Consider the following 25237-nt stretch of genomic DNA (forward strand, 5'->3'; position numbering starts at 1 on the left):
CGTTCCGCGTCCGGCCCGCCTGCCAAAGGGCCAGGCCTGCCGGACGCGGATCAATGTGCTTTGGATCCGCCGCGATTACGCAGCGAAGATCAGCAGAGCAGCGATAACGAACGAAAGCAGGCCCAGAAGCTCGGCACCGGCGAAGCCGATGAAGAGACGGCCCTGCTGCGCGTCGGCAGCGCCGGGGTTGCGCAGCGCGCCTTCGAGGAACTTGGCGAACACGTTGCCCACGCCGATCGAGGCGAGGCCAGCACCGATAGCGGCGAAACCTGCACCAAGCAGCTTTGCAGCTTCTGCGTCCATTTCAAAAACTCCCTTTGGTATGCCCGAATGATTGAGCGGTAAAACGTGAGATCAGTGAAGATTCTCGGCGTCGTTGAGATAGACGCAGGTGAGAAGAGCGAAAACGTAGGCCTGGATACCGGCAACCAGCAGCTCGAGCGCGCAGATGCCGACCATCAGGATGAAGCTGGGCACGCCCGCGATCGCGAACAGGCCGATGTTGGCGTTGCCCGAGTCAATGACGAAGCTGGACAGCACCTCGAGCAGGACGTGGCCGGCCATCATCGCGACGAAGAGACGAAGGCCAAGGCTGAACGGACGCACCAGGAACGAGACGAGTTCAACGAAGAAGATCGGAACCACCATCATCGCGGGCGTACCATGCGGCACGAAGAGCGAGAAGAAGTGCAGCTTGTGCTTGGCGAAGCCGACGATCAGCACGATCGCGAAGGACATCACCGCCAGAACACCGGTCGCCGAGAAATGGCTGGTGAAGGTGAAGGCGTGCACGCCGAACACGCCGATCGGCAGAAGGCCGAGCACGTTGGCGAACAGGATGAACATGAACAGCGAGAAGATGTAGGGCACATACTTCTTGCCGTTGGGGCCAACGTTGGCGGCCAGCATGCCATCAATGAAGCCGGTGAAGGTTTCCACCGCCATCTGCCAGCGGCCGGGAACGAGCTGGCGCTTCGAGCCCCCTGCCACGAAGATGAAAAGCGCAACGGTGGCGATCGCCATCCAGAGCGCACTGTTCGTAAAGGCGATATTATACCCCGCGATGGACCAGTGACCCGAGCCGAAAAGCGGCTCGATGGTGAACTGGTGCATCGGATCGACCTTCGCTTCGGCTGCCACGCGAATATCCCTGTCGCCTGTGAACGGCAGCGCCTGTCCCAAATCCCCCCTATAATGGGTTCAGTCCGGGCGCCGGTTCGTAATCCGTATAATGTTCCTGAAGGCAATGAATATTCCGAAGAACATCATCCCCAACAGACCCCAGGGGCTTGTACCCGCGAAGTGGTCGATGAGCCACCCCAGGAACAGACCGCCAGCAAGTCCCCCCAACAGCTCCGAAAGGACGCGGTTTCCGATGCGATAGTTCTCATCGGCCTCCACGCCTGCCTTCGGACGATTCCGCGCCTCCTCGCGCCCGCGAAGGTCCTTCAACCGTTCGTCGAGCGCCTGAATGCGGGCATCTTCGCCAACAGGGCCTTGGACGGGTTCCTTGTCGCTCATGCCAGATTGCTCCTTTTTTCAATCAGGAACGGGTGACGCGTTCGACAGTTGCCCGTCGTGGGCGCCGCCCCCTTAGGGTGGGGCTATTCCCGAGTCAACCATGGCAGACACGTGACGAACCATCCATCCATGTCTGCGGTCATTTGCGCACCACGGATGGCGATTTCGAAGTTAGCGATAACGCCTCGTGCCATCGGGAGAAAAGCGTCGCCGCGGCAACCCGAAAGTCAAATGCCCCTAACGACGCGGGCCCCTTTCCGGAATTTGGAAAGAGGCCCTTGCTAATACCTAAGTCGAAGACAATGATTCGCGACGGCGGACCGACCGCTTCAGGGACACTTCGGATCGCGTTCGGGCGCGCCCGAGCCGCGCGTCTTCCAACTGCCGTCGGGAGCCTGGTACTTTTCGCCCGGAACCGTCTCGGCGATAAGTCGGCACGCCGTGGTGAAGGCGTATTCGTCGATCGTGCTCGACAGGCTTGCGGCCTTCGAGGTGTAAAGCGCGCGGCGCTTGTTGTTGATGTCGCGCACCATGGCCCGGATGTCGTTGCCCTGCTCGCCCACCACACCAAGATAACCGTCGCGCTGCTCGCCGACCTTGCCCGCTGCGCGGGCGGCGGAATAGGCGGGGTCGCGCGACTGCGCGCCGGCGCTCGCCGCGAAGCCGAGCGCACCCATCGCGGTCAGGGCGAGCGCCGTGGCGGCAAAAGGTTTGACCATAAAGCTACGCATCAGAAGATCTCCGGGTTTTCCTCAATCGTGTTCGCGGCATCGGCGGCAAGGCGGTAGATGACCTCCTGGCGGATATTGATGTTGAGCTCGATCACGATCGGCTTGTCGGGCGCGGACACGTTCACGCAACCTCCAAGCGCAGGGATCGCCCCCAGCACCAATCCCGCCAGTCCGAAAGTCCGGACCACGGACCCTTCTCGATCCAGCTGCCTCAGCGTCTTGCTCCTTGTTCGAGAGCCGCTTCTTGCAGGCCGGAAGGTTGGGGTCAATTTGCACGTGATCATGGTGTGTCCTCGCTGACTGGAGGCTGAATGGAGATGAACGGAGCGACCGCGCCGTCTTTTGCGGGGGATTTGCCGTCCTTGCCCACGAGCCCGAGCGCGCGCGGATCGGCGACATAATTCGAATCGTAAAGCGAGCGCATGTTCCCGAAGAGCTGGAAGAACGGCGCCTTGATGTTGACGATGAAGCGGATCGGCAACTTGGCCACCTGCCGCGTCAGGAAATTGCGCTTTGCCCCTGCCCCCTGGCTTACGCCGCTGAATTGGATGCGGGTGATGATCTCGCCCGAAAGTGATCCGTCAAGAACGACCTTCATCGTCTTGTAATCGACCGATTTGAGTGCATCGAAGGCAAAGTTGCCCATGGCCGAGAGGTCTTCGTAAGTCAGTGCACCGACATAGGCCACGTTGCCACCCGGATCGCGCGCCACCAGCGTTCCGCCCTCGATCCGCCCGCCCTTTTCGTCGAAGACGATCGGCAATTCCCCGTCGAAAACGCCGCTTGCCGAAACGTTGCCCAGTTCCATCTGGCGCACGAGGCTCGCGGCATCGAGCCCGGTCACCGTCAGCGTATAGCGCCGCGTCTCGACCGCGCCGACCGTCATCGTGGTCGGCTGCAGCTTCAAGGTGCCCTGCATGAAGGGCCAGGTCGCGCCATTGACGACGAGCCGATAGTTGGGCTCCATCTCGAAGGAGATCACCCCGTCGTTGACCTCGATGCCGGGATTGATCGAAGCCACCTTGAGCCTCTGGTCGGGCGCGGTAACCATGCCCAGGAGATCGGTGAAGACGACTTCGCCCGAGAGCCCCTGCACCGGCCCGAAGGGCGCGGCGAAGTCGAGGCCGTCGCTGGCGAACCGCCCGCGGCTGGTGATGCGATCCCCGTTCCAATCGATCCGGCCCGTGCCGTGCACATCGCCCTTGAGCGAGGAAACCAGACCCTTGACGCTGTCGGCAAGCTGGTCGGGTTGCAGCGCCTTGCCAAACTTGAGATCGTCGACACGAAGGTCGGCATGCCCGCGCATCGTGCCCAGATCGTGAACGATGTCGGCCCGCACCACGGCGCGGTCCGAGACCGGCTCACGCAAGGTCGCGTCCGCCTCGATGACGTTGTTCGACAAGGTCAGCGAGGCCCCTCGCGCAATAAGCGGATGGAAACGGCTCGTCTTGGCGCGATCGACCAGTTCGAAGCCCGCGTCCTCGAGCGCGAGCACGCCCTTGGCGAAGCGCCAGTGCCCGGCCGCCTTGTGGAGGTCGAGCGGCACCGCCGCAAGCGCCACATCGGCGTCCTCGAAGGTGCCGGACACATCTCCGGTCAGCAGCGCATCGAGGTTGGCGATCGTGAAGCGCGAGGGCGCCTCCTGCGGGCCAAGCGCCACATTGACGTCGCGCGCGGTGAGCGTGCCCGGGTAAGCGATCCCGACCGCCCCGCTCTTGAGCGCGATGGGCGATTCGCCGAGATGGCCCGACAAGGCCAGCGATGGCGTGCCCGCCGCAAGCCGGAACCCCTTGCTATCCAGATGCGCGATCGCCGAACCGGTCGCCGGGCAGAGCGAAAGGCGGTCGCGGTCGAGCGCCAGATTGGCGACCTTCAGGCTGTCGAAGGTCATCGTCGTGCACGAAGGCCAGAGCGCGAGATCGCCGTTCGCCCCCCAGTGCGCCGCGAGCGGCATCGCCAGATTTTCGACCGACCCTCCCGGCAGCGCACCGCCGAGGCGCACTTCGCCGACCATCGTCAGGTCGCCCTTGCGGTCCTGGCGAATGACGAGATCGGGCACCTGCAAATGGTCGGCGCCCTGGCGATAATCGGCCATTTGCACATGGAACGCCGCCGCGCCCGCACCTTCCATCTCCATGCGGCCGGTCATCGCCGGAAGGCCGGGGCCGGAAGTCACGAAGTTACCCGAAATCCGCGGCAAGCCCGCGGAGAGCATGGCCTGGACGCGCGAAACTTCGAGCAGGCTCACCCCGCCGGCCGTGCGCACGCTCGCCTGCGGCACGACGATGCTCGTGCCGCTCTGCCCCTCGCCCTTGTCCGTACCCTCGCCATCGCCCCGGCGCACTGCGCCCGCATCGGCGCCGTTATGGCGCGCAACGATACGGGCGGCAAAGCGACTGCCCTTCAACTGGCTGGCAAGGTTGGCGCGCAGCTTATCGACCAGCGAGGCCGCGAAAGTTCCCTGCGCGGCGTCACGCCCCTTGCCAAGCGCGGCGACCACTTGCACCCCCGGCGTCACGTCGCGGCCGGAAAGGTCCGCCTCGAGAACGAGCGAGCTGAACTGGCGCTTGGCGCGCGCAGTTCCGCTCAGTTCCAGCGAGGAAAGTCGCAGCGCCGGAATCGCCGGATTGCGCGCGGTGAGATCGTAGCGCGCGTTCAGCGCGCCCTTGCGATAGGTCGCCTGCCCCGTACCCTCGAGGGCCGAGAAGCGCGCCTGCGCCATGCGCAGCGCCTTGCTCGCGAGCCCGAAATCGGCCTTGCCGCCGTCGAGCGTCTCGTCGAGCGTCAAGTCAAGATTGAGCCCCGCCTTGGCGATCGAAAGGTCCTTGTCCGAGCAACCCAGCGATTCGAGCCGTACAGGCCCGACCAGCCGCGGCTGACCATGCGAGACGCTCAGCTTGCCATAGACGCTCGCGGGGCCACTGCGGCACCCACCGTAGTCGAGGCCGCGCGCCGTGGCACCCAGTTCACCCGTGAAGCCGCCACGCAGACCGCCGGCCCCCGCCAGGCTCACGCCCACCCGACCGGCGTCGGTTTCGACCAAGGCACGCCCATCGACGATCGCGACATCCAGGTCGGGCAGGCCGGCGGGCGTGGAAGAGTCCCGGCGATCGAACAGCACCCGGTCGAGAAAGCCGAAGCTCACCTCCCCGCCGTGAACACGTCCGTAAAGGCGCGGGCGCACGAGCGTGACGCGACCGATCCCCGGCCACCCGAAACCAAGATCGGTGTCGATGCGGATTTCCTCGATCGTCAGATCGGGCCGCGAAGGGTTGCCGATGACGACGTTGCGCACGACCTGCTCGTCCGTGCCGATCCGCACGATCTCATAAGTGGCCGGGAGCCCCAATGCGGTCAGTTCGCGCTCGACGAGATTATGGGCAATGTCCTTGCGCTCGATCCAGGCGGTGCCGAATCCGGCCGCCGCGACCAGGCCAATCGCGAGACCGATTCGCCAGCGCCGGCGCCGACGCTGCGCCTGCGAAGACTCCTGCGCAGCCGCGCCCTGCCAAGCCGCACCGCTTTCACTTTGTTCACTATCTAGCGCCATTCGCTCCATCACTTGCGCTGAGCGCGGCAGAAAGGCAATTGTCTGCACGACAATGCCTGACGATACCCCCCTCTTTCCTGAACCGACCGCACGTCACGCGGCGAACGCCCGCGACGCGAGGCGCGCCGAACCTTCGTCCGGGACCGATCCTTCGGGACACCGGGCGCGCCTGCGTCAGCGCCTCATCGGGGGTGGGCCAGATGCTCTTGGCGATCATGAGATCATTGAACTGCTGCTGATGCAGGCGGTTCCCCGCCGCGACATGAAGCCGCTTGCGCGCAGCCTGCTCCAGCGTTTCGGCACTCTTGCCGGCGTTCTCCAGGCCGACCCGCGCACGCTGGCAGCGCATCCCGGCATGGGCGAGGCGACCGCCGCCGCGCTGCGCATCGTCACCGTCGCCGCCACCCGTCTGGCCCGCCAGAAGGTTCGCGAAGCGCCGGTGATCGGTTCGTGGCAGGCGCTGATCGACTACCTCACGATCGACATGGCGCACCTCACGCTCGAGCGCGTGCGCGTGCTCTACCTCAACACCAAGAACATGCTGATTCTTGACGACCTCGTCGGCGAAGGCTCGATCGACGAAGCCGCGATCCACCCACGCGAGGTAATCCGCCGCGCGCTCGACATCGGCGCCTCGGCACTGATCCTTGTACACAATCACCCCTCCGGTTCGCCCGAACCCAGCCGGGCCGACATCGAGATCACCAACCGCATCGCCGAGGCCGGACGCCTGCTCGGCGTCGCCGTCCACGACCACGTGGTGATCGGTCGCGAGGGTCATGTCTCGCTGCGTGCAAAGGGCCTCATCTGACCAAATACTGCCGGCCGTCTTCCGCCAACGTCCCTTCATCGCGAGGGTGGAAACAATGCTGCGCCAGACCGGGCGAAAAATGCGCCGCCATGCAATCCAAGAAATTCTAAATCCCCGACAATCAATTCAACTTTTTTTGTAGTAAACAAGGGCTTTGCGCAGTGCACAATTGCCGCTAGACCCTTGCCCGTCGCGTCGAACTCCGACGCCAATCGTAGGGGTACGGATGCATTTCGGTTTCGATCTGGCCACGCCAGTGGTCATGGCTCCCTTGCTTGTATTACTGTTCCTGGCCTTCGCGTTCGAAGTGGCCGCCCCCGAAGTCGTTGCCCTGGGCCTTGTCGCCATCCTCCTCGTCCTGGGCGTGATCGCCACCGACGACGTGCTCGACGCGATGGGCAATCCTGCCCCGCTCACCATCGTGAGCATGTTCATCATGTCCTCCGCGCTCGTGCGCACGGGCGCGCTCGACTTTTTTTCGAACAGCATCACCGGCATGGGCAAAACGCGCCCGTTCCTCTCGATCTGCGTGTTTCTGGGCCTGATCGCGACCATCTCCGCCTTCACCAACAACACCCCGCTGGTGATGATGATGATCCCGGTCGGCATCTCGATCGCACGCGAGCTGGGTATCCCTGCCTCGCGTATCCTGATGCCGATTTCCTTCGCGGCGGTGCTCGGCGGCACCGTCACGCTGCTCGGCACCTCGACCAACATCCTTGTCGACGGCGTCGCGCGCCGCGCCGGGCTTGCCCCCTTCGGGCTGTTCGAGATCGCGCCCGTCGGCCTCATCGTCGCGGTCGTCGGCGTGATCTGGCTGGCGGTTTCGAACAAGATGCTGCCCGACCGCCAGACCGTCGCAAGCCTGGGCAGCGTGAGCGACAACAAGCGCTTCGTCGTCTCCATCTTCATCGAGGAAGGCTCGCCCTACATCGGCCAGTCGCCCAAGACGATCGACCTGCTCTCGCGCAGCGAACGCCGCCTCGTCGACGTTCTGCGCGGCGACGATTCGCTGCGCCGCAACCTGTCCGCGCACACGCTGGAAGAAGGCGACATCCTCGTCCTGCGCACTTCGGCGAGCGATCTCATGTCGCTCAAGGAAAACGGACGCCTGCGCATGGCCGCCGCGTCCACCACCGACCCGCACCTCGTCCAGCTCTCGACGCGCAATTCGATCATGGTCGAAACGCTGCTCGCGCCCGGCGCCGAGATCATCGGGCACACCTTGTTCGACTTGCGCCTGCGCCGCCGCTACGGTGTCTACCCGATCGCGCTGCACCGCAAGGGCACCAATCTCGAGGACCGTTTCGAGCGCGTGCCCCTTCAGGTGGGCGACACGCTGCTCATCGAGGGCGCGCCCGAGGACCTTCGACGCCTGGTCGAGGACCAGCAACTGGTCAACATCGCCGAACCCACGACGCGCGGTTTCCGCCGCAACAAGGCCTGGATCGCGGTCGCGACGATGGTTGGCGTGGTCATCGCCGCCGCGTTCGACGTCATGCCGCTCGCGGGCCTTGCGGTAATGGGCGTCGCCGTCGTGCTCGGCGCGCGCTGCGTCGAACCCGAGGAAGCCTTCCGCGCGGTCGACTGGCGCATCATCGCGCTGATCGTGGCGATGCTCTCGATCGGGACGGCGCTCGAGCGATCCGGCCTCGTCGAGACGCTCGTCAGCTTCGCCAGTCCCTATCTCGGCAAGGCGGGCCCGATCGCCGGCCTCGCGGCGATCTACCTCGTCAGCCTGGTCCTGACCGAGCTGGTGACCAACAACGCGGTCGCGGTCGTGGTGACGCCGATCGGGATACAGCTCGCGCATTCGCTCGGCGTCGACCCCCGGCCCTTCGCCGTGGCGGTCATGTTCGCCGCATCGGCCAGCTTCCTGACTCCGATCGGCTACCAGACCAACACGCTCGTCTACAGCGCGGGCGGCTACAAGTTCACCGACTTCTACAAGTACGGCTTCCCCCTGACGCTGGTGGTCGCCATCACGACCCTGATCGCAATTCCGCTGATCTGGCCTTTCTGATTCCACGCGGCTTCGGCACCCTCAGTGCCGGAGCCGCGCCGGACACCCCCGAAAAATCCATGACGCCGGCGCTGCGCACGCGCCTTCCCCTTGCCTTTCGCGGCAAGGAACCCTAGCGGCTGCACGCGTCAGCCAAAGGAGTTCTTGCATGGTCCCCCGTTACGCCCGCCCCGCCATGACCGCGATCTGGGAGCCCGAAGCGCGCTACCGCATCTGGTTCGAGATCGAGGCACACGCCGCCGTGAAGATGGGCGAGATGGGTACCGTGCCCGAAGCCGCCGGCAAGGCACTGTGGGACTGGTGGAACACCAACCCCAAGGTCGACGTCGAGGCGATCGACGCCAAGGAAGCGATCCTCAAGCACGACGTGATCGCCTTCCTCGACTGGGTTGCCGAACAGGTCGGCCCCGAGGCGCGCTTCATGCACCAGGGCATGACCAGCTCCGACGTGCTCGACACCACGCTCAACGTCCAGCTCGTGCGAGCCGCCGACATCCTGCTCGCTGACCTCGACGACCTCCTCGCCGCAATCAAGCGCCGCGCGATGGAGCACAAGTACACCCCCTCGATCGGCCGCAGCCACGGCATCCATGCCGAGCCGGTGACCTTCGGCCTCAAGCTCGCCGAGGCCTACGCCGAATTCACCCGCGCGAAGAAGCGCCTCATCGCCGCGCGCGAGGAAGTCGCGACCTGCGCGATCTCGGGCGCCGTGGGCACATTCGCCAATGTCGATCCCGCCGTCGAAGTCTACGTTGCCGAAAAGATGGGCCTCGAGGTCGAGCCGGTTTCGACGCAGGTCATCCCGCGCGACCGCCACGCGATGTTCTTCGCGACGCTGGGCGTGATCGCCAGCTCGATCGAGCGCCTCGCCGTCGAAGTGCGCCACCTCCAGCGCACCGAAGTGCTCGAGGCCGAGGAATACTTCTCGCCGGGCCAGAAGGGCTCGTCGGCCATGCCGCACAAGCGCAACCCCATCCTCACCGAGAACCTCACCGGCCAGGCACGCATCATCCGCTCCTACGCGATGCCCGCCATGGAAAACGTGGCGCTGTGGCACGAGCGCGACATCTCGCACTCTTCGGTCGAGCGCTTCATCGGACCCGACGCGACGATCACCCTCGACTTCGCGCTCGCACGCCTGACCGGCGTCATCGACAAGCTGCTCGTCTACCCCGAGCGCATGCAGAAGAACCTCGACCGCATGGGCGGCCTCGTCCACTCGCAGCGCGTCCTGCTTGCGCTGACGCAGGCGGGTCTCTCGCGCGACACCTCCTACCGCCTCGTCCAGCGCAACGCGATGAAGGTGTGGGAATCGGACGGCCAGCTCAGCCTCATGGAGCTGCTCAAGGCCGACGAGGAAGTGGCCGCGGCCCTGACGCCTGCGCAGATCGAGGAGAAGTTCAACCTCGACTACCACTTCAAGCACGTCGACACGATCTTCGAACGCGTCTTCGGCGCCTGAGGCCGGAGCGCCGCAGCCGACGGCGAGCGCGGAATCGAGCCGGGGCTTTCCATGCCCCGGTTTCGGTCCTAGCATCGTGGTTTGGCACGAAGGCACGGGTCGCCCTGACGCGATCCGCAAGCCGATCACGCAACGGGAAGCAGGAGCAAGCATGAAAGCCGTTCGCAGCATTTCATGGATCGTGACCACGGCCATCCTGGTCGCCTTCATCGCGATGAACTGGACCAAGGTGCCGGTAAACTTCTGGCCACTCGACGATGGCAACTACATCCATTTCGACTGGCCGGTCGGCTTCGTCGCGATCTTCTTCTTCCTGCTCGGCATGCTTCCGGTCTGGCTCTATTTCCGAGCGGTGCGCTGGCGGCTGAACCGCCGCATCGCCAGCCTCGAAAACACGCTGCGCGCCAGTTCCATGCCTTCGATCAATGAAACGGGCGAGCCGATCGCCTCTGCTGCGAGCGTCTCGTCCGCGACGAGCGATGACAGAACAACAACCGCCCAACTGAGCCCGGATACCGACACGCCATGAGCCACAACCCCGTCTACCTCGCCCTCGACGTTCCCCGCCTCGATGCCGCCGAAGCGCTGGCGCGCAAGGTCAAGGACCACGTCGGCGGGATCAAGCTCGGGCTCGAATTCTTCTGCGCCCATGGCCACCACGGCGTGCGCGAACTGCAGAAGATCGGCCTGCCGATCTTTCTCGACCTCAAGCTCCACGACATCCCCAACACCGTCGCCGCCGCGATGCAGGCGATCAACACGCTCAACCCTGCCGTCGTGACGATCCACGCCGCGGGCGGGCGCGCGATGATGGAGGATGCCAAGGCCGCTGCGGGCGAGAACACCAAGGTCGTGGCCGTCACCGTGCTGACCAGCCTCGACGACGACGACCTCACCGCGATCGGCATCAAGGCCGATCCGATGGAGCAGGCCCTGCGTCTTGCCGAACTCTCGCAAGCCGCCGGTCTCGACGGGATCGTCTGTTCGGGCCACGAAGTCGGTGCGATCCACAAGCAGTGGAAGGACGGCTACTTCGTCGTGCCCGGCCTGCGCCTGCCCGACAGCAAGCTGGCCGACCAGAAGCGCATCGTCTCCCCGCGCGAGGCGCGCGACAACGGCGCCAGCCTGCTGGTCGTCGGCCGTCCGATCCGGGGCGCCGAGGATCCGCTGGCCGCCGCCCGCGCGATCGAGGAAACACTTTAATAGAAGCGCCTTTTCGGTTTCATTCAGGCGCACGAAACATCCTTGCGGGCAGTTCGTTGAAACTGTCCCCCGAGAGGATGATGGAGTGCGACTGATGAAACCGAATTCCCTGCTGGCCGGCGCTGCCCTGACCTTGGCCAGCCCTCTGGCTTGCATCGCCGGCGCGTTGGCCCTGCCCGCCGGCGCCCATGCACAGGATGCCGCCCCCGCCGCGATCGCGCCCGGCCACACGCTCCTGACGATCTCCGCCCAGGGCACCTCGAACCGCGAACCCGACATGGCGACTTTCAGCGCGGGCGTAACCACGCAAGGCGCCAGTGCGAGCGCGGCGCTTGCCGAGAATTCGCGCGCGATGAACGCGGTCTTTGCCGCCCTCAAACGCGCCGGGATCGCCGACAAGGATGTGCAGACCAGCAATCTCAACGTGAGCCCGGTCTACCAGAACCCCGCGCGCAAGCCCGACGGCAGCTACGACGCCAGCGAGCGCAAGATCACCGGTTACCAGGTCAACAACACCGTCTCGGTGCGCCAGCGCAAGCTCGACGACTTCGGCAAGGTGATCGACGCGCTCGTTTCGGCCGGCGCCAACGAGGTCAACGGCCCCAACTTCACACTCTCGCAACCCGACGCGGCGCAGGACGAGGCGCGCACCGCCGCGATCCAGGCCGCGCGCCAGCGGGCGGATCTCTATGCCAAGGCCGCCGGGATGCGCGTCGTTCGGATCGTCTCTATCGCCGAGACCGGCGGCTATTCGCCTCCCATGGCCATGGCGCCGCGCAAGATGATGGCCGCCGAAGCCGCCCCGGCGCCCGTGGCCGCCGGTGAACTGGAAATCACCGCCGACGTTTCGGTCCAGTTCGAACTCGCGCCCTGATCGCCATGCACGATCCGCGCGGCAGGATCAGTTGAGCATCATGTCGCGCGAATCGATGGCGTAGTTCACCAGCGTCACGGTGTCGTCCTTGCCCTTGCGGTAGGTAAACTGCTCGGTGCCCGTGCCTTTCTCGAACGTGGTCTGCATGACCGCGGTCAGGTACGTCCCCCCCGTCGTGGCGTTGGTGTTCCAGCCGGTCTGCTTGGTTTCCTTGACCGCCCCCAGCTTGTCGTGGACGGCTTGGAGGAGCTTCTCGAAGTCGGCCTTCGAACTGGACTGGCGCAAGTCGGGATCGGCCGTCATCCAGATGCGGTCGTAGGAGCCCGCCGCGAGGTCGGCGTGAAAGGTCCCGATCGCCGCGTCCGCCTTTTCGAACGACTGCTTGATGTTGCAGCCGGCGAGCGTTGCAGCGACGGCAAATGGGACTAGAAGGCGGGCCAGGCGATTCATTGCGGGTAAGTTCCTTATCGGCACGGAGCCGGCGCACTCTAGTCAGCGGACAGCCCATGCCAACAGCGGCGATCAAGATTTGTGGAATTTCGACACCCGACGCGCTCGACGCCGCGATCCGCGCGCGCGCCGAGTACGCGGGCTTCGTCTTCTTCGCCAAAAGTCCTCGCAATGTGACACCCGCGCAGGCCGCCCAGCTTTCCCAGCGCGCCGAAGGGCGCATCACTCGGGTCGGGCTCTTCGTGGACGCCGACGATGCGACAATCGCGCAGGCGCTTGCCGCCGCGCGGCTCGACGCGCTCCAGCTTCACGGCCAGGAGACACCCGAGCGCGCGGCGCAGCTGCGCGCGCGCCATGGCGTCGAGGTGTGGAAGGCGCTTTCGGTCGCCACGGCCCGCGACGTCGAACGCGCGGGCGCCTACGCCGGCGCGATCGACCGGGTGCTGTTCGACGCCAAGACCCCCGCGGGCACCTTGCCCGGCGGAATGGGGCTCAGCTTCGACTGGTCATTGGTGGCGAACTGGAAAGGGCCGATCGCCTGGGGTCTCGCCGGTGGGCTCACCCCCGACAACGTAGGCGAAGCCATCCGCCGCACCGATGCGCCCTTGGTCGACACCTCCTCGGGCGTCGAGAGCGCCCCCGGCATCAAGGACCATGCGCGCATCGCCGCTTTTTGCGAGACCGTGCGCGCGCAGACCTCTCAGAACATGTAGCCGATACCGCCGATCACGATGTTCTTGTTCGGCTCCTCGGGCAGGATCAGGTGCTTGTATTCGAGCTTGGCGTAGAGATGTTCGCCGAGTTCCTGCTCAAAACCGGTGGTGAAGCCCCAGGCCTCGTCGCACTCGGGACAGTCCTTCGACTGCCAGTTGAGCCCGACGAAGGCCTTGCCGCGTTCGGTAACGGACGCACCGACGCGCACGCCGATGCCGGCCGCAAAATGGCGATCCTCGACCAGTTCCTTCTCAAGCGTGCCTTCCACACCCGCGAACAGCACCTCGTTGAGATCGAAATCGTAACCGGCGGCCAGTCCCGCGACCACGGCATCCTCTTCATGGGCGAAGCTGACGCCTCCCACCGCTTCAACATAGGCTTCGTCCGCAAGAGCAGGAGCCGAAACACACGACAGGGCAAACGCGACACACGCGATCGAAGAGCGCACGGCAAACCTCACCAGAACGGACAGATAACTCCATCATAGGAAGGCTAAAGACTTCGTGGTGATCAGGTGCTCGGGTTTTTCCTTAGATCGGGGAGAATTTCACGCATCTTCGGGCAAGGATTGCAGCGCCTGCGTTCGCCCATCTTCGTGCTGCTAAGATCCCATATACGCAAGAAGGGCGCCCTGCCGTGGCAGGGCGCCCTTCCTGTGCCCGGGTTGCGACCCGCGGGCTTGTTCCTGTCAGAACTTCACGCCAACGCCGACCAGGCCGACGTCTGCATCGGGCGTGTAGTCGCCGATCAGCACATGCTGGTACTGCGCGTTGATGAAGTAGCGCGTGCCAACCGACTGCTCGACACCGCCACCAACGCCGACACCACTGTTGCAGGTCCGGCAGAACTTCGACTGCCAGTTGGCAGTTGCGTAAAGCTTGGTGTCCGGGGTGACCTTGACGCCCGCCCGGCCGCCAGCGCCCCAGGTCACGCGCGTGTCACCGTCGAACGACTTGTCGGCCGAACCCTGCACGCCGACGAAGAACGGCGACTTGCCAAGGTCATAGTCGTAGCCAGCCGCGACACCGGCGGTGCCCTGCGAGTCCTGACCATTCCAGACCATGCCGGTGCGCGCTTCGATGCGAGCTTCATCGGCCATGGCGGGGGTGGCAGCTGCGACAACGGCGGCAGCGGCAAGCGAAACGAGTGCAGTACGCATATTCTCAAACTCCAAAAACTTACCCCCGACCCTCTTTCGGGGAGTGACCCTCTCTGGGGTGACCTGCCGCTGCGCCCCCCGGCCTTTCACCAGGATGAACAAATTGTTGTTAAATGACCCAAAACTGTCAGAATTCTGCGCTATTTGGTAACAAAATTGCATTGATCGCGCCGGCATGTGCAAACCATGCAATTGTAAATTGTCGATGAGGTCCCAAGCGGGCGATCGCGCTGGACAGTCTCGCACGGCTCTGCCAACGCTCGCGCACCATGACCGAACACCTGCCTGTAAACAGCTTGCGCGCGCTTCCCGATGCCTCCGGCCACTTCGGCCAATTCGGCGGGCGCTATGTTGCCGAAACGCTGATGCCGCTGATTCTCGATCTCGAGAAGGAGTACCGCAAGGCGCAGGACGACCCGGAATTCTGGGCCGAATTCGATGCGCTGATGAAGGACTTCGTAGGCCGTCCAAGCCCGCTCTACTTCGCCCCTCGCATGACCGAGCACTGGCGCGCCAAGGCGCCCGCCGGCAAGGGCCCGAAGATCTATTTCAAGCGCGAAGAGCTGAACCACACCGGCGCGCACAAGATCAACAACTGCATCGGCCAGATCCTGCTTGCGATGCGCATGGGGAAAACCAAGATCATCGCCGAGACGGGCGCGGGCCAGCATGGTGTCGCGACGGCCACGGTCGCCGCGCGATTCGGCCTGCCCTGCACGATCTTCATGGGCGCGACCGACGTCGAACGCCAGAAGCCCAACGTGTTCCGCATGAAACTGCTCGGCGCCGAAGTGGTGCCGGTCACCAGCGGCGCGATGACGCTCAAGGACGCGATGAACGATGCACTGCGCCACTGGGTGGCGAACGTGCACGACACCTTCTACATCATCGGCACCGCCGCCGGACCGCACCCCTATCCCGAGCTCGTGCGTGATTTCCAGTCGATCATCGGCAAGGAAACGCGCGAACAGATGCTCGAGAAGGAAGGGCGCCTGCCCGACCATCTCGTCGCGGCCGTGGGCGGTGGTTCGAATGCGATCGGCCTGTTCCACCCCTTCCTTGACGATCCCGAAGTCGCCATGACCGGCATCGAGGCGGGCGGCCACGGCGTCGACACCGACAAGCACGCCGCCTCGCTGACGGGCGGCAAACCGGGCATTCTCCACGGCAACAAGACCTACCTGCTGCAGGACGAGGACGGCCAGATCACCGAGGCGCACTCGATCTCGGCCGGGCTCGACTATCCGGGCCTTGGCCCCGAGCATTCCTGGCTCCACGAATCGGGCCGCGTGAACTACGTGCCGATCACCGATGCCCAGGCGCTCGAGGCGTTCCAGCTTTGCTGTTCGCTCGAGGGGATCATCCCCGCGCTCGAGAGCGCGCATGCCCTCGCGGCCCTGCCCCAGCTCACCGCCGAGCTCGACGAAGACAAGCTGCTCGTCGTCAACGTCTCGGGCCGGGGCGACAAGGACATCTTCACGGTGGCCGAGGCGCTGGGCGTCTCGCTGTGACCAAAGGCTGGCAACGGCCTCTGGTCGACGCCACCATCCTGTGGATGGGGGTGTTCCCGGCCATCTTCGTCTTCGCCGAACTGGTTGCGCGCCGCTCGATCGATCTGTCGGGCGCGCGCTACTACTGGGCCTTCGCGTTTCGCGGCAGCTGGCTGAACATCGGCATGAGCCTGGGCTACATCGCCATATTCGTCGTCCTGACGGCCGGCCTTCTGCGGCTCACCCGCAAGAGCCTGTTCACGTGACGCGCGCCGCGCACCTGAAGATGATGACCATGACCCGTCTTTCGGCGAGAGACGACGCGCGTGCAGAACCCGGCGACGAACACGTCGCCTATCCCCAAGGACCAGCCCGAATCCTGGTCGTCGAGAGAAAAGACAGCGAATGACCCGCTTCGAAACCGCCTTCGCCAAGGGCCCGGCCCTCGTCACCTTCATCACCGGGGGCGACGGCGACACCGCTGCCAACCTCGACGCGCTCGTCGAAGGCGGCGCCGACGTGATCGAACTGGGCATGCCCTTCACCGACCCCATGGCCGACGGCAACGCGATCCAGGAAGCCAATATCCGCGCCCTCGCCAAGGGGACGAAGACCGCCGACATCTTTGCCATCGCCGCCGCGTTCCGCGCGCGCCACCCGCAGGTGCCGCTGGTGCTGATGGGCTATGCCAACCCGATGATCGTGCGCGGCCCCGAATGGTTCGCCGCCGAATGCGCCAAGGCCGGGGTCGACGGCGTGATCTGCGTCGACATTCCGCCCGAGGAAGACGCCGAACTCGGCCCGGCGCTGCGGGCCGAGGGCATCTCGCTGATCCGCCTTGCCACGCCCACCACCGACGCTGCGCGGCTTCCCGCGGTGCTCGAAGGCTCCTCCGGTTTCCTCTACTACGTCTCGGTCGCGGGCATCACCGGTACGCAGAGCGCCGCGCAGACCTCGATCGAGGACGCGGTGACCCGCCTCAAGGCCGCCTCGGATATTCCCGTCGCGGTCGGCTTCGGCGTGCGCACGCCCGACCAAGCCCGCGCGATCGCCCAGGTCGCCGATGGCGTCGTGGTCGGCTCGGCGCTCGTCGATCTCGTCAAGCAGCACGGCGACGCCGCAGCGGCCCCCTTGCGCGAACTCACCTCGGCGCTTGCCGAGGCCATCCACACCGCGCGCTGAGCGCAATCCGGGGCCTTAGCGACGATGTCCCTTCCCGACGACCAGCTTCCGGGCGATCCGCTTCGCGATCCTCTGCGTCCCAACGACTTCGCGCTCTCCGACGCGCCCGAGGTCCAGTCCCAGCTTGACCGGCTGGCCAAGCTTTCGGTGCCCAAGGGCCGCCTCGGGCTCGACGTCATTCGCGACTTGTGCGCGCACCTTGGCCACCCGGAACGCGCCCTCCCACCGGTGCTCCATGTCGCCGGGACCAATGGCAAGGGCTCCACCTGCGCGTTCCTGCGCGCCGCGCTCGAAGCCGCGGGCAAGAGCGTCCACGTCTTCACCAGCCCGCACCTGGTGCGTTTCAACGAGCGTATCCGCGTCGCCGGCATGCTGATCGGCGATGCGCCGCTCGCCGCGCTCCTGGCCGAAGTGCTCGACGTCGCCGAGCGGCACGACGTCGGGGCAAGCTTCTTCGAAGTCTCGACGGCCGCCGCCTTCCTTGCCTTTTCGCGCACCCCGGCTGATGCCTGCATCTTCGAGGTGGGCCTGGGCGGACGGCTCGATGCCACCAACGTGATTCCATCGCCGATCGCCTGCGGCATTGCCGCGCTCGGCATCGATCACGAACAGTTTCTCCTCTCGCCCAGCGACGACGTGCCCACAGACCCCTTTGCACGCATCGCCTTCGAGAAGGCGGGGATCGCCAAGACCAACGCCCCGCTCATCACGCTCGACTACACGCCCGCCATGAACGAGACGGTCGAAGTGCAGGCCGAGCGCGCGGGAACCTATATCGTGCGCGCGAATTCGGACTGGAGTGTGACGCCCACGCCCGAAGGCTTCACTTACGCCGACCATTTGGGCGAGCTTCATCTGCCGCGCCCGCGCCTGCCAGGGCTTCACCAGATCCAGAACGCGGGCCTCGCCATCGCCATGTTGCGCCATCAGGACGCCATCGCCGTCTCCGATGCGGCGCTCGTCGCCGCAATGGACTGGGCGCGCTGGCCTGCAAGGCTCCAGCGGCTCGAGCGGGGGCCGCTGACGGACTTGCTGCCCGCCGGAACCGAGTGCTGGCTGGACGGTGGACACAATCCCGATGCGGGGCAGGCGCTTGCGCGCCACTTTGCAGAGAACCGCCAGCTCATCCACCTCGTCATCGGCATGCTCGCGAACAAGGATCCCGGCGCGCTCATCGGCCCGCTGGCCGAGCGACTGGCGAGCGTGACGGCGGTGCCCGTCCCGGGCCACGAATGGCACGGCGCCGAGGCCTTCCGCCAGCCCGGCTGTCCCGAAGCGGGCGTCGCTGCGAATGTCGCACAAGCCCTGACGCGCCTCAAGCCGAACGGCGATGAGATCGTCCTCATCGGCGGCTCGCTCTATCTTGCCGGAACGGTGCTCGCCGCGAACGACCAGGCGCCGGACTAGAGCGGTTTTCGACCAGATTGCATCGGATCGACCGCCCTAAGATTCAAAAAATGTTCTAGAATTCCGCTGGCACTTCGGTCCGGCGCGCCTGCTGACGCGACTGGCGCCACCACTCGAGACAGGTCAGCACGATGGCGATCGTGCCGATCCAGGTCACGAAAATGAACATGGCGTGGTAGCCCTGGTTCTCGATCATCTTGCCGAGCGCCCCGCGCCCAAGCGTGCCCACCAGCAGCGTCAGCGAAGAAAGCAGCGCGTATTGCACCGCGCTGTAGCCCTTGGCGACGATCGAGGAGAGCCAGGCGATATAGGCCGCCCCGGCTATGCCGGTGGCAAGATTTTCCGCGCCGATCGTCACCATCAGCGTCGCAAGGCGCCCTTCCCCGCCGAAGCTCTCGACCAGTTGCGTGATGTGGAGCGCGTTCGAGACCGCGCTCATGACCGCGCCGCCACTGGCAAGGTCGGCGTAAAGCAGGTTCGTGACGGCTGCCAGCACCGCGCCCAGCAACAGCGTCGGCATGCGCCCGATCGTGCCGAGCAGCCCACCGCCGACAGCAAGGCCAAGCACCGTCGCGCCGACCCCGAAGAACTTGGACGCGATGGCAACTTCATCGTTCGCGTACTTGAGGTAGCCGAGGTAGAAGGGATAGGCGAACGTCCCCCAGATCGCGTCACAGATGCGGTAGGTCAGGACCAGCGCGATGATGAGCACGAGCGACCAGCCCAGCCGCCCCACGAACTCGACCAGCGGCAGCAGGAGTGCGCGGTAGAGCTGGTCGATCACCGGGGAGCCCACCGCCTCGTGGTGCACATCCTCGGCCAGCACGTGGTTGCCCTTGCGCTGCTGCGCGACCAGCCAGCCGGCGATGAGCGCGGGCAGCACGATCGTCGCGATCACGATGAGCGGCCCGGCGGTCGCGGTGAAGGTGGTGGGATCGGGCCGTGCATCGGGCGCGGCGGTCATCGAAAGCACCATGAAGGTGATGACCGTTGCGAGCGCCGCTCCCCATAGCGCGCCGACCATCAGCAGGGCCTTGAGGCGCACTTGCGGGGTCAACTCGCCCTTCTGGCGTAGCGCAAGAAGGGCGTCCTCCTGCTCGGCCGTTGGCGCGCTGACCTCGGCATCGGGCGCGAAGAGCCCGGCGATGCCGATGGCAAGCAGGATCACGCCCATCGCGAGGTAGGTCTGTGGCCAACCGATGCGCGCGGCCAGGATCAGGCCCAGCGCGCCACCCGCGAGCGAGGCGAGCCGGTAGCCCATCTGATAGATCGTCGAGAGCAGGTCGATCGGCGCGTCCTCGTCGGCGACGTCGATGCGCCAGGCGTTGATGACGATGTCCTGCGTCGCCGAGGCGAAGGCGCCGATCGCGGCGAGCAGCGAGAACCAGCCAAGCTGCGTGCGCGGATCGAGCGCGCTCAGCGTCACCAGGATCACGCCGAGCAGGACCTGGGCCGTCACGATCCACTGCTTGCGCTTGCCCAGCACGCGCATGCCCGGAATATCGACCCGGTCGAGCAGCGGTGACCACAGGAACTGGAAGGCGTAGGCAAGCCCGATCAGCGAGAACACGCCCATTGTCTCGAGGTCGACGCCCGCTTCGCTGAGCCAGGCGTAAAGCGTGCCGAGAAACAGCGCAAAGGGCAGTCCACTGGCAAAACCGAAAACCGCCATGAAGCCGGTTTTGCGGTTGCCGAGCGCCATCAGGGTGCGGCGCCAGCCTCCATCGGGCTGCGACTGGGTCGCGGCGGGCTCGGACATGCGCAGGTTCTCCGGCAAATAAGTGCTTAAAATCCGGGATAGAGACGCGGCGGGATCAAGGGAAGGCTGGATGAAGCCGCGATCAACAGGTATGGCGCAGCGAATGTCCAAACCACCTCGCAAATCCGGCGGACCGTCGCGCGGGTCCGATTCGCGTTCACGCCGCCCCGACGGCGCCGGCCGTGGCACTTCCGAACGGGGCCGCCCCGAACGCAGTTCTTCCGGGCGTAGCCGCCCGGAACGCGGCACGTCTGAACGCGCGCGCCCCGAACGCGGCACGTCCGAGCGTGCACGACCCGAGCGAGGCTCCTTCGACCGGGCGCGGCCCGAGCGCGGCTCCTCCGACCGGGCGCGACCCGAGCGCGGCTCCTCCGACCGAGTGCGACCCGAGCGCGGATCCTCCGACCGGGCGCGACCCGAGCGTGGCTCCTTCGACCGGGCGCGACCCGAGCGCGGTTCGTACGAGCGCCGCCGCAGCGAAGACACGCGCGGCCAGAGCGCCTTCAGCGAACGCCGTGGCGGCGCGGGATCGCGTCCGCGCAGCTTCGGCAAGGCCGGAACCGCAGGGCCTACGCCCAAGGACCCCAACTTGCCCGAGCGCGAGGGCGAACGCATCGCCAAGCTGCTGGCCCGCGCTGGCATCGCCAGTCGCCGCGAAGTCGAACGCATGATCGCCGAAGGGCGCGTCAAGTTGGGCGAGGACGTGATCACCACACCGGCCACCGTGCTGACCTCGCTCGCGGGCATCACCGTCGACGGCAATCCGGTCAAGGAGGCCGACGCCACGCGTCTTTTCGCCTTCCACAAGCCCGCCGGCCTCATCACCGCCGAGCGCGACCCGGCCGGTCGCCCGACGATCTACAACGCGCTGCGCAACGCGCTTCCCGCCGACGCCGGCCGCGTGATGCCGGTGGGGCGCCTCGACTTCAATACCGAAGGCCTCCTGCTCCTCACCAACGACGGCGAGTTCAAGCGCGCGCTCGAGCTGCCCTCCACCGGCATCCCGCGCACCTATCGTGCGCGCGCTTTTGGCGAGATCACCCAGGACCAGCTCGAGAGCCTCATCGAAGGCGTCGAGATCGATGGCGTGCGCTACGGCAAGATCGACGCGAACCTCGAACGCGGTGCCGGCCTCAACCGCTGGATCGAAATGACGCTCACCGAAGGCAAGAATCGCGAAGTGCGCCGCGTGCTCGAACACTTCGGTCTCCAGGTCAGCCGCCTCATCCGCGTCGGCTACGGACCTTTCGCGCTCGACGAACTGCCCAAGGGCGCGGCGGTCGAGATCGAACCCAAGGTCCTCGAGCGCTTCCGCCGCGAGATCGAACGGGACGCCAAGTGAAGGGCGCCGCCACGCGCACGGGGCTGCGTATCGTCGCGGGCGAATGGCGCGGCCGCAAGCTGGCGACGCCCGAGGGCGACACCACCCGCCCCACCGCCGACCGTACGCGCGAGACGCTTTTCTCGATGCTGGCGAGCCGGCTCGGCGCGTTCGAAGGGCTCAAGGTCGCCGATCTCTTCGCAGGCTCGGGTGCTCTGGGCCTCGAGGCGCTTTCGCGCGGGGCAGCCCATTGCCTCTTCGTCGACCAGGACGCCGGAGCCATCCGCGCGATCCGGCGCAACATCGCCAATCTCCAGGCGCAGGACCGCTGCGACGTGCGCGCCTCCTCGGCGCTGACACTGGGCACCGCGCGCGAACCGCTCGACCTCGTCCTGCTCGACCCGCCTTATGACACCGGCGCGGGCGCGGTCGCGGTCGACAAGCTTGCCCGCCTCGGCTGGATCGGCGAGGCGACCTGGGTCTCGATCGAGACCGCACGCGGTGAAAGCGTCTCGGTGCGCGGCTTCGAGGTCGAGGCCACCCGCGACGTCGGCAAGGCCTGCCTGCATATCCTGCGCAAGAGCTGAACCTCCTGCACCAAGTGCCGGACACGAAAAAAGGGCGCTCCATCGCTGGGGCGCCCTTTCCCTTTTCCGGAGCGGAAAACTCGTTGTCGCCAGGCGACCGGATCAGTGCTCGTGCAAAGTGCTGGCGGGCTGGCCCGGCCAGTGGTCAAGCGGACGGTTGCCCCAATTCAAGCCCGCGGCACGGGGATTGATGCAGCCGTCACGCATCTCGCCGCGGCACACATCGTAGACCTTACCGCCGACGCGAACCTGCTCGGCATGCCCACGCGCATCCTTGTGCACCACCTCGGGGGCCTGGGCCTGCGCTGCAAGCGGGGCAAGCGCCGCGCCCGAGGCGGCAAGAGCAATGGCGATTACACGGTTCTTCATAGGGTTACTCCCGATTTCTCATGTAAAGACACCATCCGGAACCTACCGCCAAGCGCGTGTCCGGGTCGGTAGTTCAACCGCAGCCCAGACCGGTTCCCATCCGGGACCGGTCCGAACCATCGATCCGGCAAGTCCCTTAGACAGCGTCATATCGTCGCACCCAATCGACGCGCGAAGACGTGGATTTGTTCCCGGCACTCGACGAAGCGAGCTTGCGCGGGGTTAATCCGTTCCCTAGATGTTCGCGTGTGACCGACGTAAATCCCCCCCTCGCCCCCGCCGCTGCGGCGGCGCTTCTCGACGGCTTGAACGAACCGCAGCGCGAAGCCGTGCTCACCACCGAGGGGCCGGTTCTGATGTTGGCGGGCGCGGGAACCGGCAAGACGTCCGCGCTGACGCGGCGCCTCGCCTACCTCGTCCAGTCGCGGCTTGCCTGGCCAAGCGAGATCCTGTGCGTCACCTTCACCAACAAGGCCGCACGCGAGATGCGCGAAAGGGTCGGGCATCTCGTGGGCCCGGCCGTCGAGGGCATGCCCTGGCTTGGCACTTTCCACGCGATCGCCGCCAAGATGCTGCGCCGCCACGCCGAACTGGTGGGCTTGCAGTCGAACTACACCATCATCGACACCGACGACCAGATGCGCCTCATCAAGCAGCTGATCCAGGCCGAAGGCGTTGACGACAAGCGCTTCCCCCCCAAGCAGCTCGCCGGGTGCATCGATCGCTGGAAGAACCGCGGGCTCAACCCGCGCGATCTCGATGCGCGCGAGAACGAGGCTTACGCCAATGGCAAGGGCCAGCACTTCTATCACCTATACCAGGAGCGGCTGAAGGCGGTGAACGCCTGCGACTTCGGCGATCTCCTGCTCCACATGCTCAACATCCTGCGCGAGCACCGCGACGTGCTCGAGCAGTACCAGCAGCGCTTCAAGTACGTCATGGTCGACGAGTACCAGGACACCAACCAGGTCCAGTACCTGTGGCTGCGCCTGATTGCCCAGAACCGCCGCAACATCTGCGTGGTGGGCGACGACGACCAGTCGATCTATTCGTGGCGCGGCGCCGAAGTCGCCAATATCCTGCGCTTCGAGAAGGATTTTCCGGGCGCCAAGGTGATCCGACTCGAGCAGAACTACCGGTCGACCCCGCAGATCCTCGCCGCGGCCTCGGGCCTCATCGACGAGAACACCCAGCGCCTCGGCAAGACGCTCTGGACCGAGCGCCACGGCGGCGACAAGCTGCGCGTGATCGGCGTGTGGGACGCGCCCGAGGAAGCGCGCCGGGTGGGCGACGACATCGAACGCCTCGAACGCGAAGGCGCGCCGCTCGACCAGATCGCCATCCTCGTGCGCGCGCAGTACCAGACGCGCGAGTTCGAGGACCGCTTCATCTCGATCGGCATGAAGTACCGCATCGTCGGCGGCTTCCGCTTCTACGAGCGCGCCGAGATACGTGATGCGCTCGCGTACCTGCGCGTCATCGCACAGCCCGCCGACGACCTTGCCTTCGAGCGCATCTACAACACGCCCAAACGCGGACTGGGCGCCAAGGCACTGGAAAAGCTCCACTTCATCGCCCGCAAGCGCGGCGTTCCGCTGGCCGCCGCCGCACTCGAGATCGTCGATACCGACGAGCTTCCCGCGCGTGCGCGCAACACCCTGCTGGCGCTGATGCGCGACTTTGCCCGCTGGCGCGATCTTGCCAAGACCGAGGGCCCTGCCGACCTCATGCGCACCCTGCTCGACGAGAGCGGCTACACCGACGCGCTCCAGGCCGAGAAGACGCCCGAAGCCGCAGGACGGCTGGAGAACCTCGTCGAACTCGCCCGCGCCATGGAGGAATACGAAAGCCTCGGCGATTTCCTCGAGCACGTCAGCCTGGTCATGGACAACGACGCGCGCGACGACGAGGAAAAGGTCACCATCATGACCATGCACGCGGCCAAGGGCCTGGAATTCGACAACGTGTTCCTGCCCGGCTGGGAGGACGGCGTGTTCCCCTCGCAGCGCTCGCTCGACGAAGGTGGGCTCGCCAGCCTCGAGGAGGAGCGCCGCCTCGCCTACGTCGCGATCACCCGCGCACGGCGCAAGTGCACGATCCTGCACGCCGCCAACCGGCGCATCTACGGCCAGTGGACGAGCTCGATCCCCTCGCGTTTCATCGCCGAACTGCCCGAGGACCAGGTCGACAGCGAAACCACCCTCACCGGCGGTGCCTCGCTTTGGCGCGCGCAGTGGTCCGAGCACGCCGATCCCTTCGCCGATGTCGCCCGCGCCCAGCCTTCGCGCACGATGACGCGCGGGCCCGGCTGGCAACGCGCCGCGAGCCGTGAGTTCGACACCATGCCGCGCCGGGTGGCGGAAAGCACCCGCAGCGCGGCAAGCTTCGCCGCCAAGCCACGCACCGACATCGCGATCGGCGCGCGCGTCTTCCACGAGAAGTTCGGCTATGGGACGGTCCGCAGCCAGGAAGGCAACAAGCTGGAAATCGAATTCGAGCAGGCCGGATCGAAGCGCACCTTGCCCGGAGCAGGACGGACGTCTAGCGCTCTGGCATGACCACACCTGCACGCATTCTCTCGATCGCCGGCTCGGACAGCTCGGGCGGAGCGGGGATACAGGCCG

General features: G+C 65.9%; 26 protein-coding genes. 15 read left to right on the forward strand and 11 right to left on the reverse strand.

Translation table 11 applies throughout. The annotated features are described in order from the left end of the window. Positions 1-75: 75 nt before the first annotated feature. The 6 genes from HT136_RS22985 to HT136_RS23010 all read right to left on the reverse strand — a co-directional run bounded on the left by HT136_RS22985 (position 76) and on the right by HT136_RS23010 (position 5802). A complete protein-coding gene (locus tag HT136_RS22985) occupies positions 76-303 on the reverse strand; it encodes a F0F1 ATP synthase subunit C (RefSeq protein ID WP_039394300.1) in 228 nt (75 codons plus the stop codon). 51 nt (positions 304-354) lie between these two features. Beyond that, complete coding sequence (locus tag HT136_RS22990) at positions 355-1140, reverse strand: F0F1 ATP synthase subunit A (RefSeq protein ID WP_214202176.1); 786 nt, start codon at positions 1138-1140, stop codon at positions 355-357. 60 nt (positions 1141-1200) lie between these two features. Next, positions 1201-1521, reverse strand: a complete 321-nt coding sequence (locus tag HT136_RS22995) for an AtpZ/AtpI family protein (RefSeq protein ID WP_214202177.1) — start codon at positions 1519-1521, stop codon at positions 1201-1203. Between the two features lie 329 nt (positions 1522-1850). Beyond that, positions 1851-2252 carry a YdbL family probable chaperone protein gene (locus tag HT136_RS23000; RefSeq protein WP_246544225.1) on the reverse strand — a complete coding sequence of 134 codons (402 nt, stop codon included), beginning with the start codon at positions 2250-2252 and terminating at the stop codon, positions 1851-1853. Beyond that, complete coding sequence (locus HT136_RS26405) at positions 2252-2440, reverse strand: YnbE family lipoprotein (RefSeq protein ID WP_343222294.1); 189 nt, start codon at positions 2438-2440, stop codon at positions 2252-2254. The genes HT136_RS23000 and HT136_RS26405 overlap by 1 nt, the downstream gene beginning before the upstream one ends. Before the next feature lie 92 nt (positions 2441-2532). After that, a complete protein-coding gene (locus HT136_RS23010) occupies positions 2533-5802 on the reverse strand; it encodes an intermembrane phospholipid transport YdbH family protein (protein ID WP_246544228.1) in 3270 nt (1089 codons plus the stop codon). Between the two features lie 52 nt (positions 5803-5854). Between HT136_RS23010 and radC the strand changes: the two genes are divergently transcribed. The 6 genes from radC (at position 5855) to HT136_RS23040 (ending at position 12175) form a co-directional block, all read left to right on the forward strand. Next, a complete protein-coding gene (radC, locus tag HT136_RS23015) occupies positions 5855-6613 on the forward strand; it encodes a RadC family protein (protein ID WP_214202179.1) in 759 nt (252 codons plus the stop codon). Between the two features lie 226 nt (positions 6614-6839). Continuing rightward, a complete protein-coding gene (locus HT136_RS23020) occupies positions 6840-8636 on the forward strand; it encodes an SLC13 family permease (protein ID WP_214202180.1) in 1797 nt (598 codons plus the stop codon). 148 nt (positions 8637-8784) lie between these two features. Beyond that, on the forward strand, positions 8785-10098 hold the full coding sequence (gene purB, locus HT136_RS23025) for an adenylosuccinate lyase (protein ID WP_214202181.1): 1314 nt from the start codon (positions 8785-8787) through the stop codon (positions 10096-10098). A 151-nt stretch (positions 10099-10249) separates the two neighbouring features. Next, positions 10250-10627, forward strand: coding sequence for a LapA family protein (locus HT136_RS23030; protein WP_214202182.1), 378 nt, complete (start codon positions 10250-10252; stop codon positions 10625-10627). Further along, entirely contained in the window at positions 10624-11301 is a 678-nt protein-coding gene (gene pyrF, locus HT136_RS23035; protein ID WP_214202183.1) for an orotidine-5'-phosphate decarboxylase, read from the forward strand. Before HT136_RS23030 ends, pyrF begins: the two co-directional genes overlap by 4 nt. A 94-nt stretch (positions 11302-11395) precedes the next feature. Further along, a complete protein-coding gene (locus HT136_RS23040) occupies positions 11396-12175 on the forward strand; it encodes an SIMPL domain-containing protein (protein WP_214202184.1) in 780 nt (259 codons plus the stop codon). 27 nt (positions 12176-12202) lie between these two features. Here HT136_RS23040 and HT136_RS23045 read toward each other — a convergent pair whose 3' ends face one another. Continuing rightward, complete coding sequence (locus HT136_RS23045; RefSeq protein WP_214202185.1) at positions 12203-12625, reverse strand: DUF4019 domain-containing protein; 423 nt, start codon at positions 12623-12625, stop codon at positions 12203-12205. Positions 12626-12681: 56 nt separating this feature from the next. Between HT136_RS23045 and HT136_RS23050 the strand changes: the two genes are divergently transcribed. Continuing rightward, entirely contained in the window at positions 12682-13338 is a 657-nt protein-coding gene (locus HT136_RS23050; RefSeq protein WP_214202186.1) for a phosphoribosylanthranilate isomerase, read from the forward strand. Here the strand turns inward: HT136_RS23050 and HT136_RS23055 are convergent. Together HT136_RS23055 and HT136_RS23060 are read right to left on the reverse strand one after the other, a co-directional pair. Next, positions 13326-13787, reverse strand: coding sequence for an outer membrane beta-barrel protein (locus HT136_RS23055; protein WP_214202187.1), 462 nt, complete (start codon positions 13785-13787; stop codon positions 13326-13328). The genes HT136_RS23050 and HT136_RS23055 overlap by 13 nt on opposite strands. A gap of 240 nt (positions 13788-14027) precedes the next feature. Next, positions 14028-14498, reverse strand: coding sequence for an outer membrane beta-barrel protein (locus tag HT136_RS23060; RefSeq protein WP_214202188.1), 471 nt, complete (start codon positions 14496-14498; stop codon positions 14028-14030). Between the two features lie 269 nt (positions 14499-14767). On the opposite strand from HT136_RS23060, the gene trpB reads away from it, so the two are divergent. Genes trpB through HT136_RS23085 form a run of 5 tightly spaced genes read left to right on the forward strand, consistent with a single transcriptional unit; the run spans position 14768 to position 18577 of the window. Beyond that, positions 14768-16009: a tryptophan synthase subunit beta gene (gene trpB, locus HT136_RS23065; RefSeq protein ID WP_214202189.1), complete on the forward strand. Its 1242-nt coding sequence runs from the start codon at positions 14768-14770 to the stop codon at positions 16007-16009. Continuing rightward, positions 16006-16254 (forward strand): hypothetical protein, encoded by a 249-nt coding sequence (locus HT136_RS23070; RefSeq protein WP_343222295.1) that lies wholly within the window; start codon positions 16006-16008, stop codon positions 16252-16254. The genes trpB and HT136_RS23070 overlap by 4 nt, the downstream gene beginning before the upstream one ends. Continuing rightward, positions 16251-16397, forward strand: coding sequence for a hypothetical protein (locus HT136_RS23075; protein ID WP_214202190.1), 147 nt, complete (start codon positions 16251-16253; stop codon positions 16395-16397). The genes HT136_RS23070 and HT136_RS23075 overlap by 4 nt, the downstream gene beginning before the upstream one ends. Continuing rightward, the gene (gene trpA / locus HT136_RS23080) at positions 16394-17170 is read left to right on the forward strand and encodes a tryptophan synthase subunit alpha (RefSeq protein ID WP_214202191.1); all 777 of its coding nucleotides are present in this window, start codon (positions 16394-16396) and stop codon (positions 17168-17170) included. The genes HT136_RS23075 and trpA overlap by 4 nt, the downstream gene beginning before the upstream one ends. Before the next feature lie 24 nt (positions 17171-17194). Beyond that, complete coding sequence (locus HT136_RS23085; RefSeq protein WP_214202192.1) at positions 17195-18577, forward strand: bifunctional folylpolyglutamate synthase/dihydrofolate synthase; 1383 nt, start codon at positions 17195-17197, stop codon at positions 18575-18577. A 55-nt stretch (positions 18578-18632) separates the two neighbouring features. Here HT136_RS23085 and HT136_RS23090 read toward each other — a convergent pair whose 3' ends face one another. Then, on the reverse strand, positions 18633-20336 hold the full coding sequence (locus HT136_RS23090) for an AmpG family muropeptide MFS transporter (RefSeq protein WP_214202193.1): 1704 nt from the start codon (positions 20334-20336) through the stop codon (positions 18633-18635). Between the two features lie 103 nt (positions 20337-20439). Between HT136_RS23090 and HT136_RS23095 the strand changes: the two genes are divergently transcribed. Then, positions 20440-21678, forward strand: a complete 1239-nt coding sequence (locus HT136_RS23095) for a pseudouridine synthase (RefSeq protein ID WP_246544231.1) — start codon at positions 20440-20442, stop codon at positions 21676-21678. Beyond that, positions 21675-22244: a 16S rRNA (guanine(966)-N(2))-methyltransferase RsmD gene (gene rsmD, locus HT136_RS23100; RefSeq protein WP_214202195.1), complete on the forward strand. Its 570-nt coding sequence runs from the start codon at positions 21675-21677 to the stop codon at positions 22242-22244. The genes HT136_RS23095 and rsmD overlap by 4 nt, the downstream gene beginning before the upstream one ends. Before the next feature lie 102 nt (positions 22245-22346). Here rsmD and HT136_RS23105 read toward each other — a convergent pair whose 3' ends face one another. After that, a complete protein-coding gene (locus HT136_RS23105; protein WP_214202196.1) occupies positions 22347-22613 on the reverse strand; it encodes a hypothetical protein in 267 nt (88 codons plus the stop codon). A 248-nt stretch (positions 22614-22861) separates the two neighbouring features. Between HT136_RS23105 and HT136_RS23110 the strand changes: the two genes are divergently transcribed. Continuing rightward, positions 22862-25171 (forward strand): ATP-dependent helicase, encoded by a 2310-nt coding sequence (locus tag HT136_RS23110; protein WP_214202197.1) that lies wholly within the window; start codon positions 22862-22864, stop codon positions 25169-25171. Positions 25172-25237 lie beyond the last annotated feature (66 nt).

Source organism: Novosphingobium profundi (assembly GCF_018491765.1).
GTDB classification, from domain to species: domain Bacteria; phylum Pseudomonadota; class Alphaproteobacteria; order Sphingomonadales; family Sphingomonadaceae; genus Novosphingobium; species Novosphingobium profundi.